Origin of the sequence: Catellatospora sp. KI3, assembly GCF_029948125.1 — a bacterium.
Classification (GTDB): domain Bacteria; phylum Actinomycetota; class Actinomycetes; order Mycobacteriales; family Micromonosporaceae; genus Catellatospora.
Map to the genome: position 1 here is coordinate 38,793 of NZ_JASAMB010000006.1, position 14,971 is coordinate 53,763.

Genomic DNA, 14,971 nt, shown 5'->3' on the forward strand with positions numbered 1-14,971 from the left:
TGCTGCGGCGATGGCGCGCCTAGGGTCAATCAGATCTGCGTAAGAGGTGGGAGGCGCCGTGACGACAGTGGGTGACGGCGTTCGGACACCGGTGCAGGCGACCCAGGCGCCCGCCCCCGAACCGGGGGTCTACGAGCGCACCCCGCCGCAGGACGTGGCGGCGGAGCAGTGCGTGCTCGGCGGCATGATGCTGTCCAAGGACGCCATCGCCGACGTGGTCGAGATCCTGCGCGCCAACGACTTCTACAAGCCCGCGCACTCGACGATCTTCGAGGCCGTGCTGGACCTCTACGGCCGAGGCGAGCCCGCTGACCTGATCACCGTCGCGGCGGTGCTGGAGGCCAAGGCCGAGCTGTCCCGGGTGGGCGGCGCGCCGTACCTGCACACGCTGATCGCGACCGTGCCCACCGCGGCGAACGCCTCGTACTACGCGCGCATCGTCAGCGAGCGCGCGGTGCTGCGCCGCCTGGTCGAGGCGGGCACGAAGATCGTGCAGCTCGGCTACGGCTCGGCCGCCGGCACGGGCCGCGACGTCGACGACGTCGTCGACCTCGCCCAGCAGGCCGTGTACGACGTGACCGAGCGCCGCGTCAGCGAGGACTTCGCGGTGCTCGCCGACATGATCCAGCCGACGCTGGACGAGATCGAGGCCGTGGGCGCCGCCGACGGCACCATGCGCGGCGTCCCCACCGGCTTCCAGGACCTCGACGGCCTGCTCAGCGGCCTCCAGGCGGGCCAGCTCATCATCGTTGCCGGTCGACCTGGTCTGGGTAAGGCCCTGGCGCTGGACACGCCGCTGCCGACGCCCACGGGCTGGACGACCATGGGCGAGGTCAGCGCCGGAGACTGGCTGATCGGGGCCGACGGACGGCCGACGAGGGTGTCGCACGCGTTCGAAGTCATGCGCGACCGCCCCTGCTACGAGGTCGAGTTCTCCGACGGCTCGGTCATCGTCGCCGACGCCGAACACCTCTGGAAGACCACCACCCGGGCGAGCCGTCGGCAGCGAGGCGAGACGAAGCCGACCCACCAGTGGCCGGAAGCCGCCCGGGCCCGCGCCGAGGCGGCGCTGCGCGAGGCGATGGAGCAGGACGACAAACTGGTGACGTTCAGGGAGGCGGAGGCGTTCGTCGGGCCGGTCTTCCGGAGCGTGCTGCATGTCGTCGCCGCTGAGGTCGGTTCGAGCGCGAAGGTCGTCCGGCAGTTCGAGCGAAGCGGAAAGCCCTGGAACCGGGCCATGCCGGCGTACTCGCGGCAGGCGCTGACGGCGGCGCTGTGCCAGCGGGTCAACCGGCTGATGAACGCTGAGGCGACGGCCCCGTCGCCCGAACCGGTCACGACGGAGCACATCGCGGCCACGCTGCACCATCCCGCCGACGGCAGGCTCAACCACGCGGTGGAGAACACCGCGGCGCTGATGCTCCCGGAGCGGACGGATCTGCCCATCCCGCCGTACACGCTCGGTGCCTGGCTCGGCGACGGCCACTCCCAGGCAGCCCGGATCACGACCGCCGACCCGGAGATGGTCACCTACCTGGAGGCTGACGGATTCACGGTGCTTCCCGAGTCCGGTCTCTACCTGTACTCGATCAAGGTGCCAGAGCTGCCGTCGCTGGCCGACCGCGTCTGCGTGGTCTGCGGCGAGCGGTTCGTGCCCCAGGCGGTCAGCGTCTACACCTGCGGCCGGTCCTGCGGTGGCCGGTCGAAGGGGATGGTGCCGCCGGAGGCACGCGAGGGCTGTGCCGTGTGCGGCAAGGTGACCCCTGCCACCGGTGGGGTGTCCCGGCGGTGTGCGGACTGCCATGCGCGGTTCGGGTCTTTCCTCGGCTACCTGCGGGCCGCCGGCGTTCTGGGCGACAAGCACGTTCCGGCCGCCTACCTGCGTGCTTCCGAGCGCCAGCGGCGTGAGCTGCTCGCCGGGCTGATGGACACCGACGGGACGGTCGCGCCCACCGGCAATCTCCAGTTCACGACGACCAGTGCGACGCTGGCGGACGGCGTGCACGAACTGGTGCTCAGCCTCGGGTACCGCTGCACGGTGGCTACCAAGCAGGTCAAGGGCCGGACTCCGGAGTCCTCCACGGCGTACACCCTGAACTTCTCCACCGCTGATGAGATCTTCCGGCTGGAACGCAAGAAGATCGCGCACAAGGAGCGCTGCCGCACCCGGAACCTGACCCGGACCGGCAGCCGGTACGTGGTCGCGGTCCGCCCGGTCGCCAGTGTCCCGGTCCGGTGTGTGACCGTCGACAACGCCGACCACCTGTACCTGGCGGGCAGGTCGATGATCCCGACGCACAACAGCACCGCGTCCATGGACTTCGCCCGCAACGCCGCGATTCGCTCCAACGCGGCCAGTGCCATCTTCTCGCTGGAAATGTCGAAGACCGAGATCGTCATGCGTCTGCTGTCGGCCGAGGCCAAGGTGCCGCTGCACGTGCTGCGCTCGGGCAAGCTGTCCGACGACGACTGGACCAAGCTCGCCCGGTGCATGGGTGAGATCTCCGAGGCGCCGATCTTCGTCGACGACACCCCGAACATGAACCTGATGGAGATCCGGGCCAAGGCGCGCCGCCTCAAGCAGCGGCACAACCTGAAGCTGATCGTGGTCGACTACCTCCAGCTGATGAGCTCGCCGAAGAAGACCGAGAGCCGCCAGCAGGAGGTCTCCGAGCTGTCCCGTGGCCTCAAGCTGCTGGCCAAGGAGGTCGAGTGCCCGGTGATCGCGGTGAGTCAGCTGAACCGAGGCCCGGAGCAGCGTACCGACAAGCGGCCGCAGCTGTCCGACCTGCGTGAGTCCGGCTCGATCGAGCAGGACGCCGACATCGTGATCCTGCTGCACCGCGACGACTACTACGACAAGGAGTCGCCGCGGGCGGGTGAGGCCGACTTCATCGTGGCCAAGCACCGCAACGGCCCGACCGACACCATCACCGTCGCCGCGCAGCTGCACTTCTCCCGCTTTGTGGACATGGCCTTCGGCTGAGCCCGGCATGCGGCGCGGACAGTGGGACGTGCTCGGCGTGATCTCCGCCGGCGGTGTGCTCGGCGCGCTCGCCCGCTACGGGCTGGGGGTCGCGCTCCCGCAGCCGCCGGGCGGGTTCCCGTGGACCGTGTTCGCGGTCAACGTGCTCGGGTGCGGACTCATCGGCGCGCTGATGGTACTGGTCACGCAGGTCTATCCGGGGCGGCGGCTGCTGCGGCCGTTCCTGGGCACCGGCGTGCTGGGCGGGTTCACCACCTTCTCCACGTATACCGTCGACATCGTGCGGCTGCTGCACGCCGGGGCGGCCGGCACGGCGCTGGCCTACCTGGCCGGCACGCTCGTGTCGGCGCTGCTCGCGGTGTACGGCGGGACGGTGCTGACGCGATGGGTGGTGCGACGGTGAACGCGCTTCGGCTGACGGTGGTGGTCGGCGAGGACGACCGGTCCGAGCACCGGCCGCTCTACACCGAGATCGTGCACCGGGCGCACCGGGCCGGGCTGGCGGGCGCGACGGTGCTGCGCGGGGTGGAGGGGTACGGCCGGTCGGCGCGGATCCATACCGACCGGCTGCTGTCGCTCTCGGCGGAGCTGCCCATGTTCGTGGTGATCGTGGACGCGGCCGACAAGGTGCGGGCGTTCCTGCCGCAGCTGGCCGTGCTCGGCGTCGCCGGGCTGGTGACGCTGGAGCCGGTGGAGCTGGTCGACCTGGGGGCGGTGCCGTGACGGTGCTGCTGGTGGCGCTCGGGGCGGCGGTGGGGGCGCCGCTGCGGTACCTGGCCGACCGGGCGGTGCAGGCGCGCCACGACTCGGTGTTCCCCTGGGGGACGCTGGCGGTGAACGTGGTCGGCTCGTTCCTGCTCGGCGCGCTCGCCGGGGGCGCGGCCCGCAGCGACCTGGCGGCCCTGCTGGGCACCGGCTTCTGCGGCGCCCTGACCACGTACTCCACCTTCGGCTACGAGACCCTCAAGCTCGCCGAGTCCGGCGCCAAGGCGTACGCCGTCCTCAACGCCGCCGTCAGCGTCACCCTCGGCCTGCTCGCCGCGGCGGGCGGCTACGCGCTCTTTAGTTGATCACGGCGCCGGGGTGGGGACACGCCGTCGAACACCTCCTTAAGTTCATGATCGACGTGTAGGAGGGGGGTGGTCCAGAGGGCTAGGGCGGTGGGGTAGAGGAGGTAGCCGAAGCGGGTGGCGGGCATCAGGACGATGGCGGCCAGGAGGCCTACGGCGCAGAGGGTGGCGACGGTCGCGGTGGTGCGGGGCGGGTGGCGGAGCAGCCAGGCGGCGATGGTCACGGCGGTGAGGGCGAGCAGGGCCAGGGCGAGGGTGCGGCCGGCGGGGACGTGCTCGGCGAGCAGGCGGCCCAGCAGCGGTGAGGCGGCGGGGCTGGTGACCAGGCCGTGGCCGGTGGGGAAGCGGATCACGTTCTCGAGGAAGGCGGCCGGTTCGACCAGCAGCGGGGGCAGCATGGCGAGCAGCGGCAGGCCCACGGCGCCGGCCGTGTACCGGACACCGTGGCGGCGGATCAGCGCGTAGGCGCCGAGCACCACCACGACCGGCCAGGCGAGCAGTTTCATCGCGGCGGCGGCGCCGATGGCCACGCCCGCCCAGCCGAACCGGCGCCGCGCGGCGAGCGCCAGCGCGAGCAGGCACAGCGCGAGCACGGGCAGGTCGTCGCCGCCCGTGGCCAGGGTCAGCGCGCACAGCGGCAGCACCGTGGCCGCCTGCACCGCCCGTACCAGCAGGCTGTCCTGGGCGACACGACCGGCATCGCCCGCCGAACGATCGAGCGTGGTTTGGAAGGGTCCCTTCTTCGTCGTAAAGCGATAAGAAGGGGCCCTTCCTTGCCTGGGGTGCTCGGGTGCGGCGGCGGGTAGGCGGAGGAGGTGGGCGGCGAGCAGCAGGCAGGCGGCGGTGGCGAGGGCGAACCAGACCCGGGCGTCGGTCCAGGCGGCGCTGCCGAACAGGGCGCGGGGCAGGCCGAAGACGGCCATGCCGGGTTGGTACGGGGTGTAGCCGAGCAGCGGCTCGGGCAGCAGTGCGATCGCGGCCCGGCCGAGGTAGGGGGTGCCCGTGTCGAGCAGCCGCCGGGCGGAGTCCTCGACGACGAGGACCTCCTCCTGGGCCCGGTCGGTCGCTCCCCCGGCCCGTGCGGCGGCCTGCAGCAGCAGCGGCAGGAGCGTCACGGCCAGCCAGGTGGCGGCGGTGACGGCGGCCCGGGCGGCCGGTCCGGTGCCGCGGGCCGGGTGCGGGTGCTTGCGCGCGTACCGGAGGAGCAGCTGGACCACGGCGGCGGCGGTGGCGGCGGCGTAGCCCCAGACCGCGACCGTCCCCCAGGCCCGGTGCGGCGCCAGGGTCGACCCGGCGGCGGTGAACCCGGCGAACAGGGTGCTCAGGGCGTATAGGCCGAGGTCGGCGGCGAGGCCGTCGGCGGCCCGGTCGACCCGGCGCCAGAGTTCGCGGACGGGTCGGCGGGGTGCGCTGGTCACGCCGTGGAGTCTGACACCCGTCCGGTGCCGGTGCCACGCCCGGGGCTGCGCCGCTTCTGCGGCAGCTGCACCACCGCACCTGGCCGGTGCAGCGGCTCGGCCAGCTGTGTGATCTTGCCGGACTCGATCAGTTCGAGCAGTGCGGGCAGCGGCATCGGCTTGGCGAACAGGTGCCCCTGCCCGGCGGTGCAGCCGAGTTTCCACAGCGTCTGCCGCTGGCTCTCGGTCTCGATGCCCTCGGCGACGACCAGCAGGTCGAGGTGGTTGGCCAGCTCGACGGTGGAGCGGACCACGGCGGCGGAGTTGGCGCTGTTCTCCATCTGGACCGTGAACGAGCGGTCGATCTTCAGTTCGCGGGCCTGGATGCGGGCCAGCACCGACAGCGAGGAGTAGCCGGTGCCGAAGTCGTCCAGGGCCAGTTCGCAGCCGAGTTCGGTCAGCTCGGCGAGCACCTGGTCGACGACGTCCAGCGGGCTGAGGTTGTGCGACTCGGTCAGCTCGAGCATGAGGGCGTCGCCGGGCAGGCCGTGGTCGTCGAGGCGGGTGGCGACCAGCGCGGGCAGGCGCCGGTCGAGCAGGCTGCGCGGGGAGATGTTGACCGCCACGGGCCAGGTGCACCCGGCCGCGCGCCACCGGGCGGCCCCGGCCAGCGCCTGGTCGAGCACCGCGTCGGTGAAGGCGGTGAGCAGCCCGGAGCGCTCGATCGGCTCGAGGAAGCTGCGCGGCTCGACCCGGCCCCGGTCGGGGTGCTGCCAGCGGGCCAGCGCCTCGGCGCCGATGGTGGCGCCGCTGGCCAGGTCGACGATGGGCTGGAACTCCAGGGTGAACTCGCGCTCGGCCACCGCGCGCGGCAGCATGCCGCCCACGACCAGCTTGGCGCGGTCGGCCGTGTCGCGGTCCGGCGCGTACGCCGCGACCGTGCGGCCGGTGCGCTTGGCCTGGTACATCGCGATGTCGGCGCGGCGCAGCAGCTCGACGAAGCCGCCCGTGGTCGGGGCGGTGGCCACGCCGGCGCCGGCCGACACGACCATCGGCATGCCGTCGATCTCGACCGGCTCCTGCAGCACCTGGAGCAGCGTCTCGGCCCGGTGCTGGGCCAGCGCGGGGGTCGGCACCGAGCGGTACAGCACGGCGAACTCGTCCCCGCCCAGGCGGGACACGAGCGCGTCGGTGCCGGCCGCCTCCTCCAGCCGCTTGGCGACTGTGACCAGCACCTGGTCGCCCGCACCGTGCCCGAGCGCGTCGTTGATCTCCTTGAAGTGGTTTAGGTCCAGCACCATCAGCGCGGTCACGCCGCGCCGGTCGCCCCGCATGTCCAGCGCCAGGGTGACCTCGTCGCGCAGCCGCCGCCGGTTGGGCAGGCCGGTCAGCGGGTCGTGGGTGGCGTCGTGCGCGTGCTGGCCGGCGAGCTGTTCGAGCTGTACGAACGAGGTCGCGTTGCGAACGGAGGTGCTCAGCGCGCCCGCGAAGGCGCGCAGGGTGAGCTGCTCGCGCTCGGACAGCGGCACCGGCCGCTGGAAGCACAGCCGCAGCTCGCCGACCCGCTCGCCGTCGCCGTCGCCGCCCAGCGGCACGATCGCGGTCCGGGTCGGATCAGGTGGCACATGCGTGGGCATGCCCTGGTAGAGCAGTTCGGAGTGGGTCCCGCTGACCAGCTGCGCCAGGCCGGGCAGCCGGATCTCGACCTCGACGGTGTCGGCGGAGAACAGCGTGGCCGCGTTGCGCACCGCCTTGCGCAGCACTTCGTCCAGGTGCACGGCGTTGAGCGCGTCGGTCGCCTCGGCGAGCTGCTGCCACGCCTTGCGCTCGGCTCGGGCCCGCACCCGGCCCCGGTGCGTGAGGTGGAGGCTGAGGACGATCACCGGAATGACGATGAGCAGCTTCGGTTCCTGCTGCAGCACGACGAGTGTGAGCACCGCGACCGCGAAGCGCACCATGGCCGAGCCCCAGCGCAGGTCCGGGTCGGCCAGGAACCGGTCGCGCAGGCTGGTCTGGGTGGCCAGCGCGATGACCGGCAGTGCGATGACGTCGTCGGCCACCTGAGCGGCCAGGTAGGCCAGCGCGAGCATGCCGAGGTGCTGCACCGGGTCCTGTGCCGCGCTCGGCGCGATCGACAGCACCGCGGCGGCGATGCCGCAGATGACGGTCTCCTTCGCGACCGCGAAGACGAACTGCATCGGCTGGAGCACCCGGTTCACGGCCCGGGCGGCGGTCGATCCGACGAGGGCGGCCAGCACCGCCCAGGGCAACGGCAGCAGGGCGGCGGCGACCAGGAGCGCGGCGTCGGCCCAGTGCACGTTGTGGTGGTTGGACCGGATGCGCACCTGCACCTTGGTGAGCGTCGCCAGCATCACGAGCAGCGCGAGGGCGCCGGCCCGCAGTGCCAGGCCGCTGTCCACCGGGTCGGTGAGCGCGAAGCCCAGGGAGGCGAGGAAGACGACCGCCCCCAGAGACGCAACTAGACCGACTAGCAGTCTGAGCTGCCGATCGGTCTGCTGCGAGGTGTTCGTCTGGTCGGCCACGTGCTGACCTCTTCCGTCAGGAGACAGATGGTCGTGAGTGCCGACAGCCTAAGCGATTTTCACTGCCACTCGTGACTGCGCATTTTCCGTCTCCTCCGCTCGGGCTGTCTGCTTGCCAACCTCTGCTGGAGAGCGTAGTTTCTGCGCGGTCGCTTTCAACTGGTAGGTTCGTAATTCAAACAAGTATGGCGATTTATCACGATTCGTGGTGGGTCGCTTACTCGTCGTGTTCACCGACAGTGTTCGCCTGGTTGGCAACTAGGCTCTAGTCGTGACAGAACTACCCACGTCCGGAACCTCACCTCAACTGACTCATGTGGACGCATCCGGGGCCGCGCGGATGGTCGACGTCGCGGGCAAAGAGATCACGGTGCGTAGCGCGATCGCGGCAGGCCGGGTGCGCACCACGGCCGCGGTCCTGGAACTGCTGGCGGGAGCGGGCGTGCCGAAGGGCGATGCGCTCGGCGTGGCCCGGCTGGCCGGGATCATGGCGGCGAAGCGCACTCCGGAACTCATACCGCTGTGCCATCCCATCGCCGTCCACGGTGTCACTGTCGACCTGTCCCTCGCGACAGACGGCGTCGAAATAACCGCGACGGTGCGTACCGCAGACCGTACCGGGGTGGAGATGGAGGCGTTGACCTGCGTCGCGACCGCCGGGCTGGCACTGATCGACATGATTAAGGCGGTCGATCCGGCGGCCAGCATCGAGCAGGTCCGCGTGCTCCGCAAGGAGGGCGGCAAGACCGGGCTCTGGGTACGCGACAGCACGCAGCAGCCTTCCCCGGCCACTGCCGTCCCAAACACCGGGACACCGCGCGTCCACGTGGTGGTCGCCTCGACCCGGGCCGCGACCGGCGTCTACCCCGACACCGGCGGCCCGCTGCTCGCCGACGGCCTGCGCGCCATGGGCTGCGAGGTCAGCGGCGTGACCGTGGTGCCCGACGGCGAACCCGTCCGGCAGGCCCTGCGCGAAGCCCTGGCCGCCCGGCCCGACGCGATCGTCACCACCGGCGGCACCGGCATCAGCCCCACCGACCGCACCCCCGAGGTCACCCGCACCCTGATCGACTACGAGGTGGCCGGCATCGCCGACGCCATCCGCGCCGCCGGGGCCACCCCGCTCGCGGCGCTGTCGCGCGGGATCGCGGGCGTGGCCGGGCGCACCCTCGTCGTCAACCTGCCCGGCTCCACCGGCGGCGTCCGCGACGGCCTGGCCGTCCTGGCCAAGGTGCTGCCGCACGCGATCGAGCAGCTGCGCGGCACCGACCACGGGACACCGCCCGCCGCCGACACAGGACTAGGGTCGAAGCCATGACCGTATCGCCGCCCCGCGAGTGGACCGCGGCCCGCAGTGACGTACACGCCGCGGGTTGGAAGGCACAGCGGCAGTCCGTCACCGTGCCGCTGCTCGACGCCGACGGGCTCACCCTGGCCGCACCACTGGCGCCCGGCACCGACCTGCCCGCCTTCCCCACCTCCAGCATCGACGGCTTCGCGCTGCGCGGCCGCGGCCCGTGGCGGGTCGGCGGCCGGGTGCTGGCCGGAGGGGTCCCCGAGCCGCTCACCGCCGACGGCTCGGCCGTGGAGATCGCGACCGGGGCGATGGTGCCCGCCGGGACCGAGGCGATCCTGCGGGTCGAGCACGCCACCCGCAGCGGCGACCTGGTCGACGGCACCCCCAAGAGCGAGCGCGAATGGCGGCTGCCCGGCGAGGAGGCCCACGCCGGCGAGGCGCTGCTGCCCGCCGGGACGCCGGTCACCCCCGGCGTCATCGGCCTGGCCGCCTCGTGCGGGCACGACCGGCTCGCCGTCCGGCCCGCGCCGCGCGCCGCCGTGCTGGTCTTCGGCGACGAACTGCTCACCGAGGGCCTGCCCGGCGACGGCCGGGTCCGCGACGCGCTCGGCCCGTCGATCCCGGCGTACCTGCGACGGCTCGGGGCGCACTGCGAACCCGCCACCGGGCCGATCAAGGACACGCTCGCCGCGCACGTCGAGGCGCTGCGGTCCGCCCTGGACGACGGCGCCGACCTGATCTGCACCACCGGCGGCACCATGCACGGGCCGGTCGACCACCTGCACCCCGCCCTGGCCGAACTCGGCGCGCAGTACGTCGTCAACACCGTCGCGGTCCGGCCCGGGTTCCCAATGCTGGTCGCGGCGCTGCGGCACGAGGACCGCACCCGCTTCGTGGCCGGGCTGCCCGGCAACCCCCAGTCCGCGGTCGTCGCACTCGTATCGCTGGTCGTGCCGCTGCTCGCGGGCCTGACCGGCCGCCCCGAACCGGCCCTGCCGCAGGTCACCCTCGGCGAGGCCGTGCCCGGCCGGGGCGACTACACCCACCTGGCACTGGTACGGATCGACCCCGTGGACGGGCTCGCCCGGCCGGTGCCCCACGTCGGCTCGGCGATGCTGCGCGGGCTCGCCGGGGCACAGGGCTTCGCGGTCATCCCGCCCGGCGCCAGCGGCCGCCCCGGCGACACCGTCGACCTCGTGGTCATCCCGTGACCGCCCGGATCGCGCTGCTCGCCGTCACCACCGAGCCGCTGGACGTCACCGCGCACGAGGCCGCCGTCGCCGACCCCCGGGCCGGCGCGGTCGTCAGCTTCGCCGGAGTGGTACGCGACCACGACCATGCCCGGCCGGTCACGTCCCTGACGTACGAGGCCCACCCCAGCGCCGAGGCCGTGCTGCGGGAGGTGGCCGAGGAACTGGCCGCCGACCCCGACGTCTACGCCGTCGCCGTCTCCCACCGGTACGGCCCCCTGGCCGTCGGCGACGTGGCCCTGGCCGCCGCGGTCGCCACGGCCCACCGGGCGGCCGCCTTCAACGCCTGCGCCCGCCTGGTGGACCTGGTCAAGCAGCGCCTACCGATGTGGAAGCACCAGCTCTTCGCGGACGGCACGGACGAGTGGGTCAACTGCCCGTAGGCCGCGCCAGGCGGCGCCGGGCCGGGTCGCGCGGCGCGGGGCCGCACGGGCGCGGGGGGTTCCTGCAGTTTCGGGGAAAGTGCTGGATGGGGGCCCAAGATTCGTGCAGTTTCCCTGAAACTGTGGCCCGCCCTGACGGGGTGTGGCCCGCTCCGACGGGTAGAACGAGCGAACCGCGCCCCGGATGGGGCGCGGTTCGCGTGGAGCGCGGGGCGGGACGAGTCCGATCAGCGCGCGGCGGTGGCCGTCTCGCGGGTCGGGAGGGGCGTGGCCTGGCGGGTCTGCGGGATGCGGACCGCCACGTGCCCGAAGGCGGGCTCGGCGCCCGGCCGTGACGGCAGCGCCGCCACCAGCACGATCAGCGCGATCGCCAGCGAGTTCTCGGCCAGCATGCCGAACAGGCCGTCGGCGTAGTGCGAGACCGCCGGGAGCTGGTGCTCGTACGGCCAGATCGGTGAGATCAGGAACAGCAGGTAGAGCGCGATCGCGGCGGCCGCGTGCCGGGCACCGGTCAGCCACGGGAACCAGATCGGCTCGCGCAGGCCGGGGGTGACCCGGGCGCGGGCGAGCAGGCCCCGGCTGGCGGCGCGGCGGCGCAGCGCCTGGTCGCCCAGCGCGATGACGGCCGGGACGATCCAGACCAGGTGGTGCGACCACGAGATCGGGCTGATCACGTTGGCGGTGAGGCCGACCAGCGTGAACGCGGTCAGCTCGTCGCCCTCGGTGTGCGCGGCGGTGGCCCGGGACAGGCCGACCGCGAGCAGCACCAGCGTGAACGCGATCCACAGCAGGCTGGGCGCGGTGGCGGTGTCGTACAGGCGGGACAGGAGGCCGGCCAGGGACTGGTTGGGGGTCATGTCCGCGACGCCGACGCGCTCGGTCTGCCAGATGACGCTGCCGAAGTACATGGTCGACTCGTGCGGCACCACCAGGTACGCCGCGGCGGTCGCCGCGAGGGTGGCGCCCGTCGCGGTGAGCGCGGCCCGCCACTGCCTGCTGACCAGGAAGTGGACGATGAACAGGGCCGGGGTCAGCTTGATCGCGGTGGCGATGCCGATGCCCACGCCCGCCCAGCGCCAGCCCCGCCGCAGCGCGACCATGTCCGCCATGATCAGCGCGAACAGGATCAGGTTGACCTGGCCGAAGCCGAGCGTCTCGCGCACCGGCTCGATGGCGGCGAACAGCGGCAGCGCGATCGCCACGGTCAGCCAGCGCGACCAGCCGCACCGGTCGGCGACCGGGACCAGCAGCACCGTCAGCACGAGGCCGAGGGCGAGCACGCCGATGCCGATGTTGATCCATCCGGCGGCGGTGGTGCCGACGGCCGCCATGGGCAGCATCAGCACCGCGGCGAAGGGCGGGTACGTGAACCCGAGCGTCGTGTTCGGTGCGATGTAGTCGTACAGCTCGCCGCCGCCGGCCCACCACTCCACCGCGCCGTGATAGATCTTCATATCGAAGAAGTCGTACCACCGTCCGAAGTTCTGCTCGGTCGCCCAGGCGACGTAGCAGACGGCGGCGACGATGCCGACGCGGACGAGGGTCCAGCGGTCCCAGCGCAGGGGTCGCCGGTCACGGAGATTGCGGTGGCGCTCGGTGAGGCGGGGCAGACTGCGCACGCCGAATGACGGCATGGCGTCGCCACCTCCTTCAAGGTCCCGGGGTTCTGTCTCCCGTTCGTGTCTGCTGAGCAGCCTAGAACGGCGCGGCACTCCAGTACCTCCCGTGTTACCCGACCGTGTCCGATCCCACACGCCTTTGCGACATTTCCAGCTGGTTAACGTGTGGTGCGTAGTTCGAGTGATTGGCGTCACATCAACGCTGCGAGCAGCACCGACACGCCTTTCACAGGGGGCAACTACCCGGACGGGGGCGGGGAAACGCGCCCGAAGGTCTCAGTTTGGATGCAGCTGGCCGACGGCCTTCTTCTGCGCCTTCCGGATCGACTTCTGTGCGTCGTGAATGGCCCGGTTCGCCCGCCAGCCGAGGCTCGGTGATCCGGCCGTGTCGGCGGCGGCCAGCAGCAGGCCGCCGAGCAGGCCCAGGTTCTTCGCGAACTGCACCAGCTCGGTGCTGCGCTGATGCGAGTCCTTGGCCAGCCAGAACGGGTGGTTGACCACGGTCGCCGGGATGAGCGTCCCGGCCAGCAGCGCCGCCGCGGGGCGGGGCGCGGTGCCGGTGGCCAGCAGCACACCGCCCAGCAGCTGGGCCGCGCCGTTGACGCGGACCAGCGACCTCGCCTCCGAGGGCAGGCGCGGATCGACGCGCTCCAGCAGCGGGGCGACCTGCTCCGCCAATGGCGCGGCCTGTTCGGCGTACCGCTCGGGCCTAAGCAGCGCGTGCGCGCCGGCGGCGGCGAAGATCCCGCCGAGCAGGGCGCGCGCGACCCCTCGCACTGGTTTCATATCCCCATTATCAGGGGCGTTTACCCATGCAAAGGACGAAATCCAAACCAGCCAGCTCGCTGTCGAAGAAGTAGTGGTACCGGTATCCCTGCACGTCCCGGCACTCGCGGGTGTCGCTCGTCGCGTCGAAACGCGCCAGGATCTGCAGCGCTCCCGGCTCGCAGGGGGACATCACCAGGTCCGGGTCCTCTTCGGTGCCGATGTTGGCGACGCAGTCGCCCGGCTGCGCGAACCGCGCGGTGCGCGGCGCGGCCGACGGGGTCACCGTGGCCACCGGCAGCGGCTCGGTGGCCGACTCGAACGGGTCCGGCAGCACCCGCAGCGCGATCAGCACGGCGGCGAAGGCGATCACGCAGACGCCGAGCAGGGCCAGCCCGATGATCGTCGGACCGCGCCCGCCCATCCTGGGCCGCGGCGGCGCCTGTACGAGGGGCAGCATCTCGGTGATGCGGTGGACCGCCGGTGTCTCGTCGTCCGGCTCGCCGCCGGTGCGGCGGTGGGCCGGGGTGTGCCGAGAACGCGCCGCGGGGTCGTCGTGGGTGTACAAACCAAGCTCCGCGAAGGACGAAAGAGGGGTGCCTGCCAAGGTACCGTGCCCGCCATGCCCCTCGATTCCACCGTCACGCTGATCTCAGCCGCCGCAGGTGCCGTCTGCGGGGCGGCGACGCCGCGGCTCGCCTACCGGCTGGCGGTCGCCTGGGACGAGCCCCGGCGCACCGGCTGCGGTGCCTGCGGGGCCGCGTTCGCACCCGGCCGGGCGGGCTGGCTGAGCCTGGCCGCCCGCTGCCCTTCCTGCGGTGCCGCGACCGGGCCGAGCCCGTGGTGGACGGTGCCGGTGGGGGCTGTCGCGGCGGCCGGGCTCGGGGCGAGCCTGCACGGCTGGGCGCTCGCCGCCGCGCTGGTGGTCAGCGTCGCCGGCGTGCTGCTGGCCGCGATCGACCTCGCGGTGCACCGGCTGCCGGATGCGATCACGGCGCCGCTCGCGGTGGCGGTGCTGGTGCTGCTCGGCATCGGTGCGGCGACCGGCGGCGACTGGGCGGCGTACGGCACGGCCTGCCTGGCCGGGGTGGCGCTGCTGCTGGGCTTCGGGCTGCTCAGCGTGGTGTCCGGGGGGCAACTCGGGCTCGGCGACGCCAAGCTCGCCGGGGTGCTCGGCCTGCTGCTCGGCTGGTACGGCTGGCCGCTGGTACTGGCTGGCGCGGTGCTCGGGGTGCTGGTCAACGGGCTGGCCGCGATCGTCCTGCTGATCATGCGCAGGGTCGGCTGGCGCGGTTCGCTGCCGATGGGTCCGGCCCTGCTCGCCGGGGCCTGGCTCGCGATCGTGCTCACCGCCGCCGCCCCGGTGATCTTCAACAGCTGACCCGGAAATCTGTTGATCTTCAACTGTCGACGCTGAGGTGGGCGTCGATCGCGACGATCCCGGCCGCCGCCCGGCCAGTAGTCGATCTTGAGCGTTGACGTCGCGGGTCACCCGCCCGGGTTGCGGATCATCCGGGCAGGTCATAGACCTGTCCGTCTGGCGGACCGCTGTCGTGAAAGCGACTCGCTGTTCGCGCCGGAGCATTCGCGCGGGAAACCCACCGGACCCGCCTGAGGCGATATATCCGAATTGCCATTAATTGCGTTTTTAACGCATCGCC

General features: G+C 72.4%; 13 protein-coding genes. 8 read left to right on the forward strand and 5 right to left on the reverse strand.

Features of this window, described 5'->3' with window-relative positions; all coding sequences use genetic code 11:
- Positions 1–154 precede the first annotated feature (154 nt).
- From dnaB to crcB, 4 genes are read left to right on the forward strand one after another with little or no spacing between them, the layout of a single operon-like run.
- Positions 155–2,986: a replicative DNA helicase gene (gene dnaB / locus QEZ54_RS11975; protein WP_281304887.1), complete on the forward strand. Its 2,832-nt coding sequence runs from the start codon at positions 155–157 to the stop codon at positions 2,984–2,986.
- 7 nt (positions 2,987–2,993) lie between these two features.
- Positions 2,994–3,389, forward strand: coding sequence for a CrcB family protein (locus QEZ54_RS11980; RefSeq protein ID WP_348650535.1), 396 nt, complete (start codon positions 2,994–2,996; stop codon positions 3,387–3,389).
- Positions 3,386–3,709, forward strand: a complete 324-nt coding sequence (locus tag QEZ54_RS11985; RefSeq protein WP_281304634.1) for a DUF190 domain-containing protein — start codon at positions 3,386–3,388, stop codon at positions 3,707–3,709. Before QEZ54_RS11980 ends, QEZ54_RS11985 begins: the two co-directional genes overlap by 4 nt.
- Entirely contained in the window at positions 3,706–4,056 is a 351-nt protein-coding gene (gene crcB / locus QEZ54_RS11990; RefSeq protein ID WP_281304635.1) for a fluoride efflux transporter CrcB, read from the forward strand. The genes QEZ54_RS11985 and crcB overlap by 4 nt, the downstream gene beginning before the upstream one ends.
- Here the strand turns inward: crcB and QEZ54_RS11995 are convergent.
- A complete protein-coding gene (locus QEZ54_RS11995) occupies positions 4,038–5,474 on the reverse strand; it encodes a glycosyltransferase 87 family protein (RefSeq protein ID WP_281304636.1) in 1,437 nt (478 codons plus the stop codon). The two genes, crcB and QEZ54_RS11995, sit on opposite strands and share 19 nt — an antisense overlap.
- On the reverse strand, positions 5,471–7,996 hold the full coding sequence (locus tag QEZ54_RS12000; RefSeq protein WP_281304637.1) for a bifunctional diguanylate cyclase/phosphodiesterase: 2,526 nt from the start codon (positions 7,994–7,996) through the stop codon (positions 5,471–5,473). Before QEZ54_RS12000 ends, QEZ54_RS11995 begins: the two co-directional genes overlap by 4 nt.
- A gap of 307 nt (positions 7,997–8,303) precedes the next feature.
- On the opposite strand from QEZ54_RS12000, the gene moaCB reads away from it, so the two are divergent.
- Genes moaCB through QEZ54_RS12015 form a run of 3 tightly spaced genes read left to right on the forward strand, consistent with a single transcriptional unit; the run spans position 8,304 to position 10,926 of the window.
- Positions 8,304–9,314, forward strand: coding sequence for a bifunctional molybdenum cofactor biosynthesis protein MoaC/MoaB (gene moaCB, locus QEZ54_RS12005; RefSeq protein ID WP_281304888.1), 1,011 nt, complete (start codon positions 8,304–8,306; stop codon positions 9,312–9,314).
- Positions 9,311–10,504 (forward strand): molybdopterin molybdotransferase MoeA, encoded by a 1,194-nt coding sequence (locus tag QEZ54_RS12010; protein WP_281304638.1) that lies wholly within the window; start codon positions 9,311–9,313, stop codon positions 10,502–10,504. The genes moaCB and QEZ54_RS12010 overlap by 4 nt, the downstream gene beginning before the upstream one ends.
- Entirely contained in the window at positions 10,501–10,926 is a 426-nt protein-coding gene (locus QEZ54_RS12015; protein ID WP_281304639.1) for a molybdenum cofactor biosynthesis protein MoaE, read from the forward strand. Before QEZ54_RS12010 ends, QEZ54_RS12015 begins: the two co-directional genes overlap by 4 nt.
- Before the next feature lie 227 nt (positions 10,927–11,153).
- Here the strand turns inward: QEZ54_RS12015 and QEZ54_RS12020 are convergent, their stop codons facing one another.
- The 3 genes from QEZ54_RS12020 to QEZ54_RS12030 form a co-directional block, all read right to left on the reverse strand.
- Positions 11,154–12,560: a glycosyltransferase 87 family protein gene (locus QEZ54_RS12020; RefSeq protein WP_281304640.1), complete on the reverse strand. Its 1,407-nt coding sequence runs from the start codon at positions 12,558–12,560 to the stop codon at positions 11,154–11,156.
- Positions 12,561–12,821: 261 nt separating this feature from the next.
- Complete coding sequence (locus tag QEZ54_RS12025) at positions 12,822–13,331, reverse strand: DoxX family membrane protein (protein WP_281304641.1); 510 nt, start codon at positions 13,329–13,331, stop codon at positions 12,822–12,824.
- A 10-nt stretch (positions 13,332–13,341) separates the two neighbouring features.
- Positions 13,342–13,878: a hypothetical protein gene (locus tag QEZ54_RS12030; RefSeq protein WP_281304642.1), complete on the reverse strand. Its 537-nt coding sequence runs from the start codon at positions 13,876–13,878 to the stop codon at positions 13,342–13,344.
- A 54-nt stretch (positions 13,879–13,932) separates the two neighbouring features.
- Here QEZ54_RS12030 and QEZ54_RS12035 point away from each other — a divergent pair, with 54 nt between their 5' ends.
- Positions 13,933–14,691 carry a prepilin peptidase gene (locus QEZ54_RS12035; RefSeq protein ID WP_281304643.1) on the forward strand — a complete coding sequence of 253 codons (759 nt, stop codon included), beginning with the start codon at positions 13,933–13,935 and terminating at the stop codon, positions 14,689–14,691.
- Positions 14,692–14,971: the final 280 nt, after the last annotated feature.